We start from the raw sequence: 19,564 nt of genomic DNA, 5'->3' as shown, positions 1-19,564 counted from the left end.
AAGGTGACTAATGTCACCCCTGCATGGTCCCCTCCAGCGGGCGCCCTCTCCAACGGTCCATGCGCTGCCGCCCGAGCTCGATACTGGTCAGCAGCGCCGGCACCAGCACCAGCATGATGAGGGTCCCGAATGCCAGACCGAACACGATGCCGGCAGCCAGCGGAATCAGGAACTGGGCATCGAACGAGGTCTCGGTGAGCAGGAAGCTCAAACCGGCGATGGTGGTCAGGGACGTCAGCAACACTGCCCGGAAACGCTGCACGGCAGCTTCCACCACGGCCTCTCGCACCGCCAGTCCGGTAGCGCGCAGATCCCGATAGAAGATCACCAGCACTATGCCGTTGTTGATCACGATACCGGACAGCCCGAACAGGCCATAGATGCTGAGCGCCGACAGCTCCAGGCCCATCAGCCAGTGGCCACCGATGGCGCCGGTCAGGGCAAAGGGTATGGCCGCCAGCACGGCAAAGGGCCAGACCCAGCTTTCGAACACCCAGGCCAGAGCACCGAAAATCAGGATCAGGGCCAGCACGGCCCCGAACTGCACATCCTGCAGGAACTGCGCCTGTCCGGCCTGATCGCCTTCCAGCGAGGCAAAGACCGCAAACCGGTCTTCCAGTTGCTCCAGGATGTCGGTGCGCAGCCAGCTGTTGACGTCATTGAGCGTCAGTCCGTCTGCACCCAGCTCGGCATGGACCTCTGCTGCCAATTCCCGGTTGATTCTGTTGAAGCGGTCCGTGGCGCGGGTGAACTCCACCGTTACCAACGCCGACAGCGGCTGCCAGTCGCCGTCCGGCAACAGCACCGGAATGTTCTGCAGATCGGCCCAGGTGGCCGTATCACGCCCCGGCAACACAACGCGCAGGCGCAGATCCTCGTCGTCCTGCGGAATAATCTGGGCCGTGCGCCCGCGCGTCAGATCCGCCAGCTGGTCACCCAGTTGCCGCGTGCTCAGGCCCAGTGCCAGTGCTTCGGGGTTCAGCCGCAGCGCCAGTTGCTCACTGCCCAGCGGCAGGTTGTCCCGAATATCGCGCAGACCGCCAAAGCCCCTCAGTTCGCTCTGCAGCCATTCAGAAGCCGCCTTGAGCTCGTTGGTGTCGTCGCCCCGCAGGCGCACACTGACCTCGTTGGTACTGGGCCCCTGGGACGGTTGCTCGAAGCGCAGTGCAATGATGCCCGGCGGCGCAGTGACCGCCTCCCGCCAGGCGCGCAGAATCTGCGCATTGCTGACCGGCCGATCGGTGGCCCCGTCAAAGGTGACGAACAGTGCCCCTTGCTCCCGGGCGCCCCGATTCAGCTCGCGCACCAGGGTATCCACCACCGGGAAGGGATACTGACGGTCAATCTCCAGCAGCGCCGATTCCATGTCACGCAGAAAGCCATCCACGCGCTCCACGGATGTGCCGGGCGCAAAGTCGACCTTCAGGGTCACCTGTTCCTGCTGAATATCAGGGAAGAACACAAAGGCCACCCGGCCGCTGATCACCAGCACCACAGCCAGCAGCAGGGATACCAGGGCCACGCTGTAGGTGGTCAGGCGATTGTCGACCGCAAACCGCACCAGGGTCCGAAACGGTACCTGCCGCACCCAGTCGAAGCCACGTTCGAAACCGCGCCGCAGGGCCCGCACCCGCTGCGCGCCCCCGGCCCGTGAACGCAGGCTGTGAGCCAGGTGGCCGGGCAGGATCAGGAAACACTCGATCAGTGAGGCCAGAATGGCAAAGATGACCACCAGCGGCACGCTGATGGTGAAGGTGCCGGCCTGGCCGGTGACCAGCAACAGGGGCAGAAAGGCGGCAATGGTGGTCACACTGGACGCCAGCACGGCGGGCAGCATCTTGCGGGCAGCCGCCACTGCGGCATCCTGGGGATCTTCACCCCGTTCCACCTCGGCATAGGTCTGCTCCCCCACCACGATGGCGTCATCGACAATGATGCCCAGCGCCACCAGAAACCCGAACAGCGAGATCAGGTTGATGGAGTTGCCCGTCAGTTCCATCAGCACCAGGGTAGCCAGGAATGACACCGGAATACCCAGCGCCACCCAGAACGCCACCCGGTGATTGAGAAAGATGAACAGCACCAGCAGCACCAGCACCATGCCACCAAGCCCGCTCTCCAGAATGATGCTGATGCGGGACTGCACAAAGCGCCAGTCCTCATTGAACAGATGCAGCGCAATGCCCGCAGGCAGTCCGGGCTCAAAGTCCTGTCGCCAGTCCTGCAGTGTTGCTGCCACATCCAGCGTGTTTTCGCCCCGGGCCCGGCTCAGGGTCAGCCTTACCGCAGGCTGCTCCTGGTAGAACAGCCGCACGTCATCATCGACATAGACCCGGGTGATGTCACCCAGGTCACCCAGCGCCATGAAACCGGGTTCGCCGGCAATGGGCAGCGTCTGCTGACCGAGCCCCAGCGCGTCGACCTCCCGGTTGCGCAGTTGCCACTGACTGGCCAGCACCCGCTCACCGGACAGGCCGGCCGGCGCATTGACATTGGCATCGGCCAGGCGGTCGGCCAGATCGCGCAGCGACAGGCCGGTAGCCAGCCACTGCTGTGGCGGCACACCGATCTGCCACTCCCGTTCCGGCACGCCGGCCACTTCTATCTGGGCAATACCTGCATTGCTCAGCGACCGCTCGGCCGACCTGGCCCAGTAGCGCATTTCCTCGAAGGTGAGGTCACCATGGAGCAGTACATCGGCCACGCGCTCGAAAAACACAAAGGGGGTGACCTGCGGATCGTCGGCACCGGCGGGCAGGTCCACTCCGGCAAAGGCACGCTCTATATCACGCAGGGTTCGATCCGGGTCAGCCACGCCCTCGCGCAGCGCGATGTCCATCGTCATACCGCCTTCGAAACTGCTGCTCTCCAGAGTGTCGATATCGGCATTGCCCGCCAGCGCATTCTCCAGCGGTATGGTCAGGCTGTCCTGAACCTCTTCGGCGCTGACCCCCGGCCAGTCAGTGCTGACCTGGATGATGCTGAGTTCGAAGTCGGGCAGAAACTGGGTGTTGAGGCGCTCCAGCGCCCACAGGCCGAGCAGGATCACCACAAACATCAACACATTGGGCGCCACCCGGTGGCGGGCGAATGCGGCCAGCACGGAAGTCATGGCTCAGTTCTCCCTGACCAGCACCGGCAGGCCGCTCACCGCATTGGCCAGCCGGGTAAGCAGCACCTCGGCGCCTGCGGGCAGGGCGTCACTGCGCACCAGTGCCTGGGTATCAGCACCGCTGCCGCGATAACCGACCAGCGTGACATCGACCCGCTGCAGGCGATCGTCCTGCACCCGATAGACATAACCCTGCTCATACAGGGCCGTCACCGGCAACGCCACCACGGAGGGTTCAGTCGCCAGTTGCAGACGCACCCGGTGATAGCTGTCGGCTGCAGTCCGCGGCGCCGGATCGTCGAGCCCGAAGCGCAGCAGCAGGGTGCCGCCGCGGGCCAGGGTTTCCCAGCCTTGCAGGGTAAGGTTGTACTCACCGGCCTCCGTTTCCAGCCTTGCCGGCATCTGCGGTTGCAACAGCGGCGCCATGCGCATTGGCAGGCGTGCTTCCAGGCGCATCTGGCTGCGGTCAATCACCGTCAGCAAGGGGGCGTTGGCGCTGACACGGTCACCATCTTCAACTTCCACCCCGACCACTTCACCGGCAAAGGGTGCCGTGAACTCTGCGTCGCCCAGGTCGGCGCGCAGTTGCTCCAGGTCCAAGTCCATTTCGCGGCGCTGCACTGACAGTTGCGTCAGGCGGTCGGCATGGCCCTCCACGCGCAACTGCTGCTGATTGCGTGCCAGGCGCTGTTGCTGCAGAGCGCGTTCGGCTTCTTCGACATCACTGGTGGCGGCCAGGTTGCGCTGCTGGAGATCACGAATTCGGTCCACGGCACGCGCCGCAATGCGCTCCAGTTCCCGTTCGGCAGCCAGCGCTTCCTCGGCGGCGGCCTGCTCTCTGTGCTCCTGCCGCTCACTGGCCTCGACCTCACGCAGCCTGTTTTCGACACGCGCCAGCCGCCGCTCCAGTTCAGCCGTATCCAGCCGCACCAGCATGGCGCCGGCCTGAACAGGATCACCCGACGCCACGTTGAGGGTGCCCACCCGGCCCGCAAATGCGGCCCGCGCCTCCAGGCGCCGTGCCGGCTGCAACTGGCCATAGAGAATGATCTCGGGGCGAGCCTCGACCGGCGTCCAGGTCAACACCTCCACCGTTGCCACATCACCGACCTGCCCGGCCTCGACCACCATGGAATCGTCAGGGTCAGCTTCGCGGCGGTTCTCCAGCATGTAGCGGGCCAGCAGAATACCGACAGCCAGAATCAGCAGCGGCAGGGCCAACAGTAAAATACGTCGCAGCACAGTGACTCCTTTCTATACTAGGGACGGACCAACGCTCGGTGCACTTCGGTATGGCGTTGATCTGAAGTTTCGTTAATACGCCCCACGGATGTCGCTGGTTCATATGTCTCGACTATTCATGCTGCTCGTTCTGTTTCTCTGTCTGCTGGCATTGGTCGGATGCAGCCAGTCTGCCAGCGATCTGCATGACGACTACCTGAGCCGTCTGAGCAATGTGCTGGACGTCGCAACGGTGGCACCGGAACCCGTTTCACCCCAGAGTGCCCCGCGCTCCCGGGAGCTGCAACTGGACATCCCGGATATCCGCGTCACCCCGCTGTCGTACTGGAACCTGCGCCACTGCGAGCTGTTCCGGCTGATCAGTGAGCGCAACAGCATTCTCGGACGGGTGGCCGCACCCAGCTCGGTGTGGCGCTACGAGGCCAGAGTGCTGCACGCCATACAGGAGTGCAGCGAGCACGAGGACACCCGGGAAGATCAGCAACAGCAACTGGCGGACTGGGCGGAAGAAAAGGAGAAAGCCTGGCCCAGAGCCACCTGGAACGGCACCATTGCCAGCCCGGAGGTGCGCCAGATCTGGTCGGCGGCCTACAGTGGCTGGGGTCCCGACAACCTGCCGTCACTGTCCACCCTGCACAATGACCTGCAGACGCTGGCGGCCTGGGCCGACACCTGGCCGCACGCTGATATTGCCGACGAGACCACCTTCAGCAACCTCTATCAGCGCCTCGGCCAGCACAGCAGCGGCGGCCAGTGGCGCCGCTCGGTGCAGATCAGTCAGGCCGGCCTGGATGCCGCCAACCAGATGCTGGCGAGCGCTGTCGAGGCCAATCGACTGTGCCCTGCAGGCACACTGACCCGCAGCGGCGAACACGCGCAGAATGTGCTGATGCTGGTCTTTATCGGTGAGGTGCAGCCGTATCTCGCTGCTCTCAATCGGCGCGGCGAGCAACTGCTGGGCGATTTCAGCGCCCTGACCACAGCGACCACAGTCGAACATGAAGCCTGGGAAGATTTCATGGCTGAGCTGCGTGGTGAACTCGACACCCTGCAACAGACCACACGCGAGCATGCCGAACTATGGGGTGAGTTGCTGGATCAGTGCGGCCTGAGCGTGGGATGACCCGCGCTCAATCGGGCTGCCGGGCCCGGCGTTGCGCAATCAGATCGGCATAACCCAGAGTCCAGTCCGGGTAGAGCCATTGAAAGCCCGTGGCTGCCAGGCGCGCGGACGAGATGCGCTTGCTGCCGCGCCTGAGGTGGCGCGCTTCACCGGTCATCTGCACACCCAGTTGTTGCTGCAGATGGGGCAGCAGGGTCTGCAGGGCCACCGGCTTACGATCAGCCAGGTTGAATACAGCTTCTGCCACGCCATCACGACGACGACGCTGCACCAGATGCGCCACGGCACGGGCAACATCATCCACATGAATGCGATTGGTGTAGATCGGCTGCGCGTCCGCGACCCGATAACCCTGCTCTGCCTGCCGCAGCAGATACTCCCGCCCAGGACCGTACAGGCCGGCCGGGCGCAGGGTGGTGGCGGGCTGCGGGCTGTCCAGCCAAAGCTGTTCGGCAGCCCGAATCAGCGCCGCGCCGGACCGCGAGGGAGCGGCAATGGCCGTCTCATCGACCCATTCGCCAGCCTGCTGGGCATAGACGCTGGTCGATGCAATCAGCCAAACATGCGCCTGCGGCGCCTGCTGCTGCAACCAGTGCAGCCCGGCTCGAGCGGGCTCCAGATAGGCTTTTTCATAGCCGGCATCGGTGCGCTCCGGTGGCGCCAGGCAGAACACCACATCCGCCGGGGGCCGGGCCATCAGGTCGCGCGGCCAGGGCGTGCAGACATCATGGCTGACTACTGTCACCCCCGCCACAGGTTCCGTCCGGCGCCGGACGCCGGTCGTGGGTATGCTGGCGGCAGCCAGTTGGCGGGCAATGCGGCTGCCCAGATCACCCAGGCCCACCATCAGCGCCGGCATTGATTCAGTATCCATCAGTGACGCCCTCTCCCACTCTGAGCTATGATAATGACCAAAGGCATAGAACGAGTCTATCATGACCCTGACCGAACTGCGTTATCTCCTCTCTCTGGCCGAAGAGAAACACTTCGGACGCGCCGCCGAACGCTGCCATGTCAGCCAGCCCACCCTGAGCGTGGCCATCCGCAAACTGGAACAGCGCCTGAAGGTGCAGATTTTCGAGCGGGGCCGGAATAGAGTCATGGTGACCCCCATTGGCGACAAGCTGGTGGCGCAGGCCAAGAACGTGATCGAACAGGCCGACCGGCTGGAAATGCTGGCCCGCAATACCGGTGACGAACTGGCCGGACCACTGAAGATCGGTGCCATATTCACCGTGGCGCCCTATCTGTTCCCGCACATGATTCCGCAACTGCGCAAGATAGCACCGGACATGACGCTGGATATCGAAGAAAACTATACCGCAGTGCTGCGCGAGCGTCTGCGCAACGGTCAGATCGATATCGCCATTGTGGCGCTGCCATTTACCGAAGCCGACGTGCTGACCAAACCCCTGTTCTCGGAACCGTTCGAGGTGCTGTTGCCGACCGACCACCCGCTGGCCCGCAAGGCGTCGATCACGGCCGAGGAACTGGCAGACAATGACCTGCTGCTGCTGGGCGAAGGCCATTGCTTCCGCGATCAGATCCTGGATGCCTGCCCCTCGGTCGCCCGTTCCAGCCGAGACCCGGAAGGACGGGTCAGGACCCTGGCCGACGGCAGCTCGCTGGAGACCATTCGCCATATGGTCGCGTCCGGCCTGGGGCTCACCATTCTGCCGCGCAGCGCCAATCTGCACGCCCCCTATTCTGCCGACTGGCTGGTGACCCGCCCGTTTACCCGCGCGGCGCCGGAGCGTACCGTCGCCATTGCCTGGCGCGCCAGCTTTCCGCGCCCACGTGCCATCGATGCACTGGAGAAGGCTATCAAGGCATGCCGTATATGAACCGTTCAGGGTCCACTGCGGCGCTGCTGGCCAGAGTTCTGGGCCCGCTGCTGCTGTGTCTGTCGATCACCCTGTCTGCCCAGCAGCCCGAAGACGACACCCCATCCCTGCAGGCCGAGGCCCTGCACTGGCAGCAGGTGGAAACCCAGTGGCGCAGCCAGCTGGAGCGCAGCCGTGCCGATCTGTCCCAGGTGCAACTGGGCATGGAGGACCTCGAAGCCCATATCATGGCGCTCGCAGGCAGTGTCAGCACCTATCGGGTACTGCAGGAGCAAAAGGCCGCCCTGCCCAGAGTGGAACCGCTGGCAGGCCTGTCCGAGGCCATCGCCGAACTGCGCCTGCGTCAGTTCGAACTGATTCAGCAGCGGCGCCAGCATCAGGAAGATGCCAGCGCCCTGCCCGCTGGCTTCGCGGCCCTGCAGCAGCAGCTGCAGACCACCCTGGAAACCGGGATCACGCTGCAGAGCACCCATGCCGAATTGCTGACCCGCACCCGGGTCCTGCTGCAGTCACTGCAGGAGCAGTTGTTCTGGGTGCCCAGCAACCCGCCGCTTGATCTGCAATGGTGGCGCACGCTGCCCGAGATGCTGTGGCAGCGCCTGACCACGGCCCGCCCCGACGTGCAGCTCTGGCCCACCGGCGGCGCCGGACAACTGGGTCTGTTCAGCCTGTCGGCCCTGCTGTTTCTGGCGGCCCTGGTCACCCGCTGGCAGCGACCCAGGCTGCTGGCCCAGGAGCAGCGGCTGAACCAGCAGGTGGTCGACTACTATCAGTCGACCGACACCGGGACCGCCCCGCCTGATACCAGGATCGCACCCGACGCCGACCCGCAGACGGCCGACAACACCCCGGACACCCCGCTGCCGGACCCGGCTGCGGTACCCAGCCCCTGGCAGACGCCACTGCTGCTGATCTCGATGGCGCTGCGCCAGTCACCCATCAGCCTGCTGCTGATCGCCGCCGGCCTGCTGATGCCGACCGAGACCACCACCGACAGCCTCAGCCTGGGCCCGGTGCTGATCGCTTTCGGGTTCAGCCTGTTTGTGGTCAGGCTGCTGCTGGAAACCCTGCGCCACCCGGATATCAGCTTTACTCACTTCGGCTGGTCGGCCAGCCTGCGTCAGGGCGTGCACCAGTTTGTCAGCGGTTTCGCCTGGGTCCTGTTGCCCACCACCGTGGTGGTGTCACTGGCCCAGCAGCAGACCGTCGGCCTCAGTCAGGATCGCCTCAGTGCGCTGGTACTGATGGCCTCCGGCGTCGCCATCGCCTGGCTGTCCCGACGCCTGCTGCGGCAGGCCGACCCACTGCATTCACGCCCCTTTGTCTACTGGGCGCTGCACCTGGCCCTGGTGGTGCTGCCACTGGGCATGGTCATCCTGACCGCACTGGGTTATGTCTATACGGTGCTGCAGCTGACCAATGCGTTGCTGGCCACCTTCTATATTCTGACCGTGTGGACCATTGCCGGCGTCGCCGCGCATCAGGGCCTGGCCCTGGCCACCGAGACCCTGCGTCGGCATCGGGCCATCGAGGAAGCCGAGCATGCGCGCCAGATGGCCGCCGTCGGCCCCGACGAGAAGGCTGGTGAGGGCGTCAAGCCCTTGCCGCAGCTGGATATCGACAAGGTCACCCAGCAATCAGGACGCCTGTCGCGCTTCCTGATCCTGCTGATCCTGGGTGGCCTGCTGTTCTGGATCTGGCAGGACATGCTGCTGGCCCTGGGCAATCTGGAATTCGGTGTGGTCAGTGTGTCCGGCGACCTGCCGGCCGGCATTCCGTTCAACCTGCTGGATCTGCTGACCGCCCTGGCCATCGCGGCCCTGACCCTGTTCTTTGCCGCCAACCTGCCGGGCTTGCTGGAAATGGTGATCCTGTCCCGGCTGCATCTGCGTCAGGGCAGTGCCTATGCCACCACCACGCTGCTCAATTATCTGATTCTCGGCGTTGGCCTGATCATGGCGCTGTCCGCACTGGGGGTCAGTTGGGACCGCCTGCAATGGCTGGTAGCAGCCCTCAGTGTGGGCCTGGGGTTTGGCCTGCAGGAAATATTCGCCAACTTTGTCTCCGGTCTGATCATCCTGTTCGAACGGCCGATTCGCATCGGTGATGTGGTGACCCTGGGCAACCTGTCCGGGCGCGTGCGCCAGATCCGCATTCGCGCGACTACCATTACCGACTTCGACCGCAAGGACATCATTGTACCCAACAAGACCTTTGTCACCGGTCAGTTGATCAACTGGTCGCTGACCGACACCGTGACCCGGGTCACCATACGCCTGGGCGTGGCCTATGGTTCCGATCTGGAGCGCACGCGGGATATCCTGCTGGCCGCCGCCGACGAGAACGACCGGGTGCTGAAGGACCCCAAGCCTCAGGTCCTGTTCCTGAACTTTGGCGACAGTGCACTGGATCACGAGCTGCGCATCCATGTGCGGGAACTGGGTGACCGCAACCCGGCCATCGATGAAATCAACCGCTATGTCGACCAGGCCTTCAAGGAGGCCGGCATCGAGATTTCCTTCCAGCAGGTGGATATTCGGCTGCGCAACAGTGAAGGTCTGGAGCGGCTGGTGGAGCAGAGACCTGTACATAAATCGTGACATTTCAGGGCCTCGTAAAACCGACTTGTCACCCACACAATTCTTTTGCTTTTACTTAACGGGTCGTTAGAATTGACCCCATTTTTCGCCCCGACCACGGACAACGCCTGCATTCTGGGCTCCGCGGTCGGCCCATAATAAAAACTGCGGATCGGGTAAGATGTTCCGATCCGTCGGGAGGGCCAATGAGTTCTATCATTGAAGTCAGGAACATCCACAAGGCCTTCGGTGGCCTCAAGGTGATCAACGACTGCTCCATCAAGGTTGAGGAAGGCTCCGTCACCGGCATGATCGGCCCCAACGGCGCCGGCAAGTCGACGCTGTTCAATATCATTGCCGGCAACCTGCCGGAAGATTCAGGGACGGTGCTGCTGGATGGCGAAGACATCACCCACGACACCCCGGATCAGCTGTTCCACAAGGGTCTGTTGCGAACCTTCCAGATCGCGCATGAGTTTTCGCACATGACGGCCATGGAAAACCTGATGATGGTACCACCGCATCAGCCGGGCGAGTCACTGTTCAATGCCTGGCTCAAGCCTTCACTGGTGCGCGACCGCGAAACCGAAGTGCGCCAGCGGGCCCTTGAAGTACTTGCTTTCATCAACCTGTCGCACGTCAAGAATGAACTGGCCGGCAACCTCTCCGGGGGCCAGAAGAAGCTGCTGGAACTTGGCCGCACCATGATGACGGATGCCCGCGTGGTGCTGCTGGATGAGATCGCCGCCGGCGTGAACCGCACCCTGCTGGGTGACCTGATGGGCAATATCGAGCGCCTGAACCGGGAAATGGGCTACACCTTTCTCGTTATCGAGCATGACATGGACATGATTGGCCGCCTGTGCGACCCCGTCATCGTTCTGGCCCAGGGGCAGGTCATGGTGGAAGGTCACATCGACGAAATCCGCAACAACCAGCAAGTCATTGAAGCCTACTTCGGCAGCGCTGAAACCGCCGACTGACCCTGAACAATTCCGGAGACCACAATGCCTTTACTGGAAGCGACTGATGTTCATGGCGGCTACGGCGGCATGAACATACTGAACGGCGTCAACATAAGTATCGAAAAGGATGAGATTGGCGTCATCATCGGGCCCAACGGGGCCGGGAAATCGACCATGCTGAAAGCCATTTTCGGCATGCTGAACGTCACCCAGGGTGACATCGTCCTGCGCGGTCAATCGATCAAGAACACCCTGCCCAGCAAACTGGTTCAGCAGGGCATGGGCTTTGTACCGCAGGAGAAGAACATCTTTCCCAGCCTGACGGTGCAGGAAAACCTCGAAATGGGCGCCTACATCCACCCGGCGCGCGTGCCAGCCATGCTGGAACAGGTCTACGAGTTCTTTCCGCCGCTGAAGGAAAAGCGTCGCCAGCAGGCCGGCGAACTGTCCGGCGGCCAGCGCCAGATGGTGGCCATGGGCCGCGCCCTGATGGTGGAACCCTCTCTGTTGCTGCTGGACGAGCCGACGGCAGGCCTGTCACCGCTCTACATGAACGAGATATTCAACCGCGTGAAGGAAATCAACAAGGCCGGTGTGGGCGTGCTGATGGTGGAGCAGAATGCAAAGCAGGCTCTGGCCATTGCCGACAAGGGCTTTGTACTGGCCGCAGGCCAGAACCGATACACCGACACCGGTGAAGCGCTGCTGAACGATCCGGAAGTGGCCAAAAGCTTCCTCGGCGGCTAACAGTTTAAGGAGAGATGTTGTGAACGAGTTCATTTTCTTTATCAACAATGTCGTGATCTCCGGGGCGGTGGCCGGTTCCATCTATGCTCTGGGCGCGATCGGCATTACGTTGATCTTCAGCATCATGCGGTTTGCGCATTTCGCGCATGCGGACATGATGACCTTCGGCGCCTTCATGGTGTTCATATTCACCGCCATGTTCCCGGGTTCCGGGGCGGCACTGGGTATTCCGACGCCGATTCTGATGCTGCCCATTGCCATGGCGATTACAGCCGTGCTGGCCATCGGTCTCGACAATGCCTTCTACAAGCCACTGCGCGACAAGGGTGTGAAGCCCATTGTGCTGGTTATCGCCTCGCTGGGTGTAACGCTGATGCTGCAGGGCATCATCCGCATGTTTGCCGGCACCAGCAGCCGCAGCCTGTACATTGGCGAGCGCAAGGAAATCTATCGTCTGGAGGTGCCGATGGAGGGGATTACCCGCCCCATCGTGATCACCGACCCCCAGATCTGGCTGATCATCTTCGCCATTGTCGCCGTGGTGGCGCTGCATTTCTTCCTGACCCGAAGCCGTCTCGGCAAGGCCATGCGCGCCATGTCCGACAACCCGGATCTGGCCGAGGTATCGGGTATCAACACCCGAGCCGTGGTCATGGTGACCTGGGTCATCGCCGGCGCCCTGGCGGCCGTGGCCGGTACCATGCTGGCCATGGATGTGGCGCTGCAACCGCAGCTCAGTTTCTTTATTCTGCTGCCCATATTTGCCGCCACCATAGTGGGCGGGGTCGGCCAGCCCTATGGCGCCATTGCCGGCGGTTATCTGGTCGGGTTTGTGGAGACCCTGTCTGTATTCAACTGGTCCATCCTGCTGCGCCCGCTGCAACCCATGCTGCCGGAAGCTCTGGAAGTGCCGCGCAACCTGGCGCTGGTGGGTACCGAATACAAGATTGTGGTGCCCTTCTTCATTCTCGTTGTGGTGCTGATCTGGCGCCCCACCGGTATCTTTAAAGGGAAGGTGATCTGATGTTGGCAAATGCACCCATTCTCAACCGATTGCCGGTCCGCGAAACCATTGTTGCCGGCATTGTCGTCGTCGCCATCATTGGCGTCATCATGGCACAGGGCATGACCTTCGGTGTGCGCATGATGGTGGAAGCCACCTGTTACGCCATCCTGGCCCTGGGCTTCACCATTCAGTGGGGTTATGCCGGCCAGCTCAATGCCGGCGTACTGGGCTTCCTGGCCCTGGGTGGCTATGCCGCCATGGCCTTCAGCGTACCGATGAATGCGGCTTTCTGGAATACCGACCTGCCGCAACAACTGGGCTGGGCCATTGTAAGGGCGGTGTTCTATATCCTGATCATTATCGGGGTATCGCAAATCCATCGTTTGGGCGTACCGAAGAAGGTGCGCACCTGGGCCACCATCATTGTGGCGTTCATTCTCTACATGATGATGAAGTCCCACTTTGTGCCCATTGCCTCTGCCATCGAGCGCGAAGCGCAGTTTATCGGCGGTCTGGGCATGCATCCGCTGGTCGGCTGGCTGGTGGGTGGTCTGCTGGCGGGCGTGGCCGGCTACTTCATCGGCAGGATCTGTCTGGGACTGCGCAGTGACTATCTGGTCATCGCAACCCTGGGTATTGCCGAAATCATCAAGGCCGTCATGGTCAACGAGGAATGGCTGACACGGGGTACGCTGACCGTATCGCCCATTCCCTGGCCGGTACCCGGCCCGGGTGATATCGGTTTTCTGGCCGCCCGTTCGCTCTATCTGACCTTGACGGCGCTGGTGGTGCTGGCCATCTTCCTGCTGCTGCAGCGGGCCTACAAGGCGCCCTGGGGTCGCATGATCCGGTCCATCCGCGACAACGAGATCTCGGCTGCGGCCATGGGCAAGGACATCAACAAGCGGCGCCTCGAGATATTCGTGTTCGGCTGTATCCTGATGGGTATCGGCGGTGCTGCCCTGACCAACTTCACCAGTATCTTCAACGCTCAGGGCTACCTGCCGCTGAACCATACCTTCCTGATTCTGGTCATGGCCATACTGGGCGGGCCCGGCAACAATCTGGGTACCATTCTGGGGGCCTTCCTGGTCTATGTGATCTGGGTGATGTCGGAACCGGTGGCGCTCTATGTGATGCAGGTGGTCATCTATCTGGGTGACATGTGGTTCGCCTGGGAGCCGCCGGGCAATATTGCCAGCCGGGCGCTGCAGTCCCGCGTGTTCATCATCGGGCTGCTGATCACTCTGATTCTGCGCTTTGCGCCGCAGGGGCTGATGCCGGAGAAGGTCAAGCACGACACCTGAGCGGCACGAGTCCATGCCGGCTGATGGCGGGGTGCCTCCGGTACCGTCGCCACGCTCAGAGTGAGTGCCAGTGCCGCCTGATGGCTTGGTGCCTCCGGTCCCGTCGCCACGCTCGGGTACAGGCCCTGTGAGTCCGAGCTGGTTGCCAAGGCCGCCTGATGGCTTGGTGCCTCCGGTCCCGTCGCCACGCTCGGGCTCATGCCCTGTGAGACACGCAAAAAACGTCGTCCCTGACAGCTCGGTTGCGGCCATCCCTGGCCGCAAACGGTCTCACAGGGCATGCACCCGGCAGGCGACTCCAGTAGTGCCTTCCCCAACTCGGGGGCCTGCGGCCCTATCGCGCACGGGGTGCGCTCCTACGTTGGTTATGTTCCCGGGGGGCGCTCCTATGGTGGTTATGTTCCGTAGGAGGCCAGCCCCCTGGCCGATGGCGGCGTCAGCCGCCCATTGAAAGTAGCCTGCAATGGCGCGGCCGCCGAGCGGTGGTGTGCTGAGCCGCAGACCGTGCACGGCCAGGGACGGCCGTGCTCGAGCTGTCAGGGATGATGTTTTTTGCGTGTCTGCGGTCAGCACACCCCGCCATCAGGCGGCATTGGCACTCACTCTTAACGTGGTGGCGGTCTGTCGGGGGCTGGCAGGGCCCGGCGGTCCATATCGGCACTTGCGTGCCTCGCTGGAGTTGGGAGGCAGGATTGGTGCGGCCCCCAACAAAAAAGCCGGCTCGAAGCCGGCTTTTCAGTTGCGGGAGGGCTGTCGAATCAGCTGCTCAGACGCTCGTCGGTCTCGCCGTCAAACAGATGCAGTTCATCCAGATTGACGTCTACCGACATCGCATCGCCCGGAGTCGGTGTCTTGTGCACGTCAGCCTTGGCAATCACGCGCTTGTCCAGACCCTCGATGGTGACATAGACCACCACCTCGTGCCCCAGAGTTTCGACGATGTCGACATGGCCGGACAGGCGGGCAGTGTTTTTCCAGTCATGCTCGTCATCGGGCAGCGTGTGTTCGGGGCGGAAACCGACGTGAATCGGCTTGCCGGCATTGGCCTTGCAGGCATCCTTCCACTTGGCCGGCACAGCGAACTCGATCGAACCGATGCTGATCTTGCTGCCATCTTCGCTGATATTGCCCTTGGCCACGTTCATGTTCGGCGTACCGATAAACTGGGCCACAAACAGGTTGGCCGGTGTATCGTACAGCTCCAGCGGCGTGCCGACCTGACGCAGGTCGCCGTCATGCAGTACCGCGATGCGGTCACCCATGGTCATGGCTTCAACCTGGTCGTGCGTCACGTAGACAGAGGTAATGGCGAGACGCTTCTGCAGCTTGGCGATCTCGGCCCGCATCTGTACCCGCAGTTCCGCATCCAGGTTGGACAGCGGCTCATCGAACAGGAACACGGAAGGCTTGCGCACGATGGCACGACCCAGCGCCACCCGTTGACGCTGACCACCGGACAGCGCCTTGGGCTTGCGATCCAGCAGCGGCGTCAGACCCAGAGTCTTGGCCGCTTCGTCCACCAGCGTATCGATTTCGTCTTTCGGCATCTTGCGCAAACGCAGACCAAAGGCGATATTTTCCCGCACCGACATATGCGGGTACAGAGCGTAGCTCTGGAATACCATGGCCACATCCCGATCTTTCGGGTGTACATTGTTGACCCGGCGCTCACCGATAAAGAGATCACCTTCGGTGATTTCTTCCAGACCGGCGATCATGCGCAGCGTGGTCGACTTGCCACAGCCGGAAGGCCCCACCAGTACCATGAACTCCTTGTCCTTGATGCTCAGGTCGAGCGACTTGATGACTTTGACGTCACCATAGCTCTTGACGACTTTCTTGAATTCGATATCAGCCATTGGACTATCCACTCGTTGCTTGTTGTCGGTATTCAGTCGGGCCGGGAAATGCTGCCTCCGGCCTTGCGCATCAGACTATGCGGAATCGACCACAGCGATTCAAGCAAAATGCCCTCAAAACACTTCCACCCCCAGCCTAATTCCACCCTTTTGACGACCCGTCTCCACCCCAAGGCACGCGAACAACACCCAACTCAGCTCCGCTCCCGCGTCATCTGATGCGCAAAGCCATCGGTACCCTCGGCCCGAAACAGGCCCCGCGTGTCCTGCGTCAGCTTGCGGCGCCAGTTGCGGTACTCGTCACTGGTGCCGGGCACATTGACCGGATCATTGATCAGCAACAGATCCTCCAGTTGCACGGCGACCAACTGGGCACTGCCCGAGGCCAGGAAACAGTGGATCGCAAAGCTGAGCTCCGGCGTCATTTCCGGCAGCTCCTCTGCCCGTTCCGGTACCCCGGCCGGCAAGCGTCCGGTCGCCTGCAGGGCATCCAGAATGGACTGCTTGCAGCCTTCGCGGCGCGCGCGCTCTTCATGGTAGCTGTCGGGCGTGGGGAACATGTTCAGGGTCCGCCGCAGCTCCAGATCCGAGCGGTTCCAGTAGGCGCTGAGCGTCGGCATGTCATGGTTGGCCACAATGGCCAGCGACCGCGCCGGATACTGTTCGGGCGGGGTGGTGCCCGCAGGCGAGGTTTCGAAATAGAACACCTTGTTGGAATAGAGCTGCGCCGCCGGGAAGCGGTGCATGACCTCCTCCGGCACTGTACCCAGATCCTCGGCAATCACCATGCACTGGTTGCGCTGACTCTCCAGGTTCAGAATGCCCAGCAGGTGGTCCAGATTGTAGTGTACATACACACCCTGCGCGGCATCGGCCCCGGGCGGGCACCACCAGAGCCGGAACAGCGCCATCGCATGGTCGATGCGCAGGGCGCCACAGCCGCGCATATTGTTGCGCACCAGGGTAATGAAGGTGGCGTAGGCTTCCGCCTCCAGCCGAATCGGGTCCAGCGGCGGCAGGCCCCAGTTCTGCCCGGTCGGGCCCAGCGCGTCCGGCGGTGCGCCCACACTGGCCTCACCACAGAAAATCTCCCGGTTGGACCAGACTTCAGCCCCGCCCCGATCGGCGCCCACCGCCAGATCGCGATACAGGCCCAGGGCCATGCCGGAGCGTTCCGCGGCTGCATTGACCGCGCGCAACTGCTCATCGGCGATAAACTGCAGATAGAGCCGATACTGGATGGCATCCTGGTGCGTGTCGACAAACTGCTGCACCGCAGGCGAATGGTGGTCCTGATAGGACTCGGGCCAGGCCGGCCAGCCCCAGGCATTGATGTCCTGCGCCTTGAAGTGCGCCAGCAGTGCTTCGAACGTCGCATGTTCGAACAGGGCTTCACCGCCCTGCTCCACAAAAGCCCTGAACTGACGTCCCCGGTCTGTATCCCGCTCCAGATGGCGTGCGCGGAACACGGTGTACAGACCTTCGAAAAACTCGTATTTCAGCGGCCCGACACGGGCATAGTCGACATGGGTATCTGCGCGCAGGCTTTCCAGTTCAGCCTGAAACTCGGGTGACCGATAGCGTTTCTGCAGCGCTTTGGCGAACTCGAATTCCGGCACCCGGGTCACGTCCACATACAGCGGATTGATGAAACTGCGGTTGGACGGGCTGTAGGGGCTGGCATGCTCGGGATTGATCGGATACAGCGCATGGATGGGATTCAGGCCGATAAAACCGGCGCCGCGCGCGCTCATTTCCTGAATCAGGGTATTCAGATCGGAGAAGTCCCCCAGGCCCCAGTTGGTCTCCGAACGCAGGGTATAGAGCTGGATGGCCGTACCCCAGATGCGTTCACCGGCCGCCATGGTCTTGCTCTGGTAGGCCTGGGCCGGCGCCAGTATCAGGCTGGCGGTGGCACTCTTGGCGCCCAGCGCCAGGGTCAGTTGGTGATAACCCAGCGGCAGCGCCGCCGGCACCGGTAACAGGCGACGGGAATAGCGCTGATCCCCGATCCAGTATTCGCCGGTTTCCTCCAATTCTGCCGGCAGCCAGTCGCCTTCCAGTTCGGAGAGCCCCTCTTCCAGCGCCAGCCGCCACTCGCCGGTGGTATCCAGCAGCGCATCCGGCACATGGCACTCCACGCCGGGCCCGACGCTGCCGCTGGTGTCTGCCGTCAGCACGTAAACCGGCCGCAGCAACCGTGTCCAGGGGGCTCCATCCAGTTGGAAAATGGCCTCTTCAATGGCGGCATCATCGTCCAGGTCATAACCCATGGTGCGCAGCATGCGCTCCTTGCGCGCCACGGGGATAATTTCTTCTTCACCCAGATAATTGATGAAACGGTCGCCAATACAACGCTGCCAGGCCAGGCGTGATATCAGGTCGGGGTTTGCCATCCTATACCTCTGTTTAGCCGAGTGTGCAGGCACGATCAGATCAGGGTCGTGCCCGGCTTCACTCTGGAACAATAGCACTTGGCAGGACTGTATACCGTGAACGGCGGATCTGTCACAAGGCGGAATCGGCGCTCTTCAGGATGGAATCATGGCCCGCACCGACTCCGCCCTGTCTCAACCCCGGGCCCAGTCGTAATTGAGCACGGCCGCCGAACCGAGCAGGCCCGGCTGCTGCGACACTATGACCGCAGTCGGTATGGGCTGATTGAAACCACTCATGCGCCCCTTGGCCTCGAAGCGCTGGCGGAACTGGCTGGCCTGGAAGAAATCCATGAAGCGCGGAATAATGCCGCCGGCAATAAAGACCCCGCCCCGGGCACCCAGAGACAGCGCGACATCCCCGGCATAGCTGCCCAGCAGGGCGCAGAAGCGCTGCAGGGTTTCCTCGCAGCGCGGGTCCTGCCCGCTCAGGCCAGCCTGGCTGATATCCGGCGCTTTCAGGTCCTGCGCGGTCTCACCGTGAACATGGCACAGGGCCCGGTACAGGTTCTCCAGACCCATGCCGGACAGCAGCCGTTCCCAGGACACGCGCTCATGCGATTGCAGCAGATAACTCAGGACCTGGATCTCGATGTCGTCCGTCGGCGCAAAATGCGCATGCCCGCCCTCGGTCTGCACCGTGACCGGCCCGATGTCACTGAAGGCCAGGCAGGCCAGGCCCAGACCGGTGCCGGGCCCGGTCACCGCCATCGGCGCCCCGACGGCGGGCTCTCCGCCACCCACCTGCACGGCGCCGGCAGCACCCAGATAGGGGATGCTGTTGGCCAGGGCATGATAGTCGTTGATAAAGCGCAGCTGGCGAAAACCCAGTGCCGCCTGCAATTCGCTGACCGAGAAGGCCCAGGTATGGTTGGTCATGCGGATCAGGTCCTGATCGGTCGGGCAGGCAATGGCCAGACAACCCTGATCCGGCCGGCCCCACTCGCCACTCACTTCGTCCAGGTAGGCCTCGATGGCAGCACCAATGGTCTCGTGGTCGCGTCCGTTCAGAGTCCGCTGGGCGACCAGGTCCTGCTCGGACAACGCCAGCACCCGCCCATTCATGGTTACCCGTGGCGCCAGCGCAAAGCGCGCATTGGTGCCGCCGATGTCCGCAATCAATCCGTATTCAGTGGTCATTATGTTCCTCAAAGCACTTCGTTCTGGGGCCTGATCACCCGTTTTCCGGGGTCGATAAATACAGGCTCAATGGTAATTTAGCAACAGGCAACCCGGATGAACGCACCATCCCTGTGCACCCTGATCGATCAGCACCAACGACAACTGCGGTCAGCCTATGCCGACACCTGAAATTAAATTACAATATAGCATTGAGCGATGGCGA

At 62.6% G+C, this 19,564-nt stretch carries 13 protein-coding genes; 7 read left to right on the top strand and 6 right to left on the bottom strand.

Annotation, left to right across the window (positions count from 1 at the left end; genetic code table 11):
• Positions 1–13 precede the first annotated feature (13 nt).
• A complete protein-coding gene (locus E4656_RS02750) occupies positions 14–3,112 on the bottom strand; it encodes an efflux RND transporter permease subunit (RefSeq protein WP_135480965.1) in 3,099 nt (1,032 codons plus the stop codon).
• Positions 3,113–3,115: 3 nt separating this feature from the next.
• Positions 3,116–4,354, bottom strand: coding sequence for an efflux RND transporter periplasmic adaptor subunit (locus E4656_RS02745; protein ID WP_135480963.1), 1,239 nt, complete (start codon positions 4,352–4,354; stop codon positions 3,116–3,118).
• 103 nt (positions 4,355–4,457) lie between these two features.
• Between E4656_RS02745 and E4656_RS02740 the strand changes: the two genes are divergently transcribed.
• Positions 4,458–5,477, top strand: coding sequence for a DUF3080 family protein (locus E4656_RS02740; RefSeq protein ID WP_167855903.1), 1,020 nt, complete (start codon positions 4,458–4,460; stop codon positions 5,475–5,477).
• A gap of 7 nt (positions 5,478–5,484) precedes the next feature.
• Here the strand turns inward: E4656_RS02740 and E4656_RS02735 are convergent, their stop codons facing one another.
• Positions 5,485–6,351, bottom strand: coding sequence for a Rossmann-fold NAD(P)-binding domain-containing protein (locus E4656_RS02735; RefSeq protein ID WP_167855902.1), 867 nt, complete (start codon positions 6,349–6,351; stop codon positions 5,485–5,487).
• 61 nt (positions 6,352–6,412) lie between these two features.
• Here E4656_RS02735 and E4656_RS02730 point away from each other — a divergent pair, with 61 nt between their 5' ends.
• From E4656_RS02730 to E4656_RS02705, 6 genes are all read left to right on the top strand, one after another.
• Positions 6,413–7,321 carry a hydrogen peroxide-inducible genes activator gene (locus E4656_RS02730; RefSeq protein WP_135480957.1) on the top strand — a complete coding sequence of 303 codons (909 nt, stop codon included), beginning with the start codon at positions 6,413–6,415 and terminating at the stop codon, positions 7,319–7,321.
• Positions 7,318–9,921, top strand: a complete 2,604-nt coding sequence (locus E4656_RS02725; RefSeq protein ID WP_167855901.1) for a mechanosensitive ion channel domain-containing protein — start codon at positions 7,318–7,320, stop codon at positions 9,919–9,921. The genes E4656_RS02730 and E4656_RS02725 overlap by 4 nt, the downstream gene beginning before the upstream one ends.
• 185 nt (positions 9,922–10,106) lie before the next feature.
• Entirely contained in the window at positions 10,107–10,883 is a 777-nt protein-coding gene (locus E4656_RS02720; protein WP_135480954.1) for an ABC transporter ATP-binding protein, read from the top strand.
• Between the two features lie 24 nt (positions 10,884–10,907).
• Positions 10,908–11,612: an ABC transporter ATP-binding protein gene (locus tag E4656_RS02715; protein WP_135480952.1), complete on the top strand. Its 705-nt coding sequence runs from the start codon at positions 10,908–10,910 to the stop codon at positions 11,610–11,612.
• Between the two features lie 19 nt (positions 11,613–11,631).
• Positions 11,632–12,636, top strand: coding sequence for a branched-chain amino acid ABC transporter permease (locus E4656_RS02710; protein WP_135480950.1), 1,005 nt, complete (start codon positions 11,632–11,634; stop codon positions 12,634–12,636).
• On the top strand, positions 12,636–13,925 hold the full coding sequence (locus E4656_RS02705) for a branched-chain amino acid ABC transporter permease (protein ID WP_135480948.1): 1,290 nt from the start codon (positions 12,636–12,638) through the stop codon (positions 13,923–13,925). The genes E4656_RS02710 and E4656_RS02705 overlap by 1 nt, the downstream gene beginning before the upstream one ends.
• A gap of 758 nt (positions 13,926–14,683) precedes the next feature.
• On the opposite strand, the gene E4656_RS02700 is transcribed toward E4656_RS02705, so the two are convergent.
• From E4656_RS02700 to glk, 3 genes are all read right to left on the bottom strand, one after another.
• Complete coding sequence (locus E4656_RS02700; protein ID WP_135480946.1) at positions 14,684–15,784, bottom strand: ABC transporter ATP-binding protein; 1,101 nt, start codon at positions 15,782–15,784, stop codon at positions 14,684–14,686.
• A gap of 194 nt (positions 15,785–15,978) precedes the next feature.
• Positions 15,979–18,180 (bottom strand): 4-alpha-glucanotransferase, encoded by a 2,202-nt coding sequence (gene malQ / locus E4656_RS02695; protein ID WP_135480945.1) that lies wholly within the window; start codon positions 18,178–18,180, stop codon positions 15,979–15,981.
• 174 nt (positions 18,181–18,354) lie between these two features.
• Positions 18,355–19,359 carry a glucokinase gene (glk, locus tag E4656_RS02690; RefSeq protein WP_135480943.1) on the bottom strand — a complete coding sequence of 335 codons (1,005 nt, stop codon included), beginning with the start codon at positions 19,357–19,359 and terminating at the stop codon, positions 18,355–18,357.
• Between the last annotated feature and the right edge of the window lie 205 nt (positions 19,360–19,564).

The sequence above is a fragment of the Natronospirillum operosum genome (genome assembly GCF_004768465.1).
Lineage (GTDB): Bacteria > Pseudomonadota > Gammaproteobacteria > Pseudomonadales > Natronospirillaceae > Natronospirillum > Natronospirillum operosum.
The sequence above is the reverse complement of the archived record's forward strand: the minus strand, read 5'-3'. Positions and strand labels throughout refer to the sequence as shown.

Excerpts from the sequence above, each read along its gene's own strand:
- E4656_RS02750 (WP_135480965.1), bottom strand. The coding sequence starts at position 3,112 with ATGACTTCCGTGCTGGCCGCATTCGCCCGCCACCGGGTGGCGCCCAAT.
- E4656_RS02740 (WP_167855903.1), top strand. The coding sequence starts at position 4,458 with ATGTCTCGACTATTCATGCTGCTCGTTCTGTTTCTCTGTCTGCTGGCA.
- E4656_RS02735 (WP_167855902.1), bottom strand. The coding sequence starts at position 6,351 with ATGGATACTGAATCAATGCCGGCGCTGATGGTGGGCCTGGGTGATCTG.
- E4656_RS02730 (WP_135480957.1), top strand. The coding sequence starts at position 6,413 with ATGACCCTGACCGAACTGCGTTATCTCCTCTCTCTGGCCGAAGAGAAA.
- E4656_RS02725 (WP_167855901.1), top strand. The coding sequence starts at position 7,318 with ATGAACCGTTCAGGGTCCACTGCGGCGCTGCTGGCCAGAGTTCTGGGC.
- E4656_RS02720 (WP_135480954.1), top strand. The coding sequence starts at position 10,107 with ATGAGTTCTATCATTGAAGTCAGGAACATCCACAAGGCCTTCGGTGGC.
- E4656_RS02715 (WP_135480952.1), top strand. The coding sequence starts at position 10,908 with ATGCCTTTACTGGAAGCGACTGATGTTCATGGCGGCTACGGCGGCATG.
- E4656_RS02705 (WP_135480948.1), top strand. The coding sequence starts at position 12,636 with ATGTTGGCAAATGCACCCATTCTCAACCGATTGCCGGTCCGCGAAACC.
- E4656_RS02700 (WP_135480946.1), bottom strand. The coding sequence starts at position 15,784 with ATGGCTGATATCGAATTCAAGAAAGTCGTCAAGAGCTATGGTGACGTC.
- malQ (WP_135480945.1), bottom strand. The coding sequence starts at position 18,180 with ATGGCAAACCCCGACCTGATATCACGCCTGGCCTGGCAGCGTTGTATT.
- glk (WP_135480943.1), bottom strand. The coding sequence starts at position 19,359 with ATGACCACTGAATACGGATTGATTGCGGACATCGGCGGCACCAATGCG.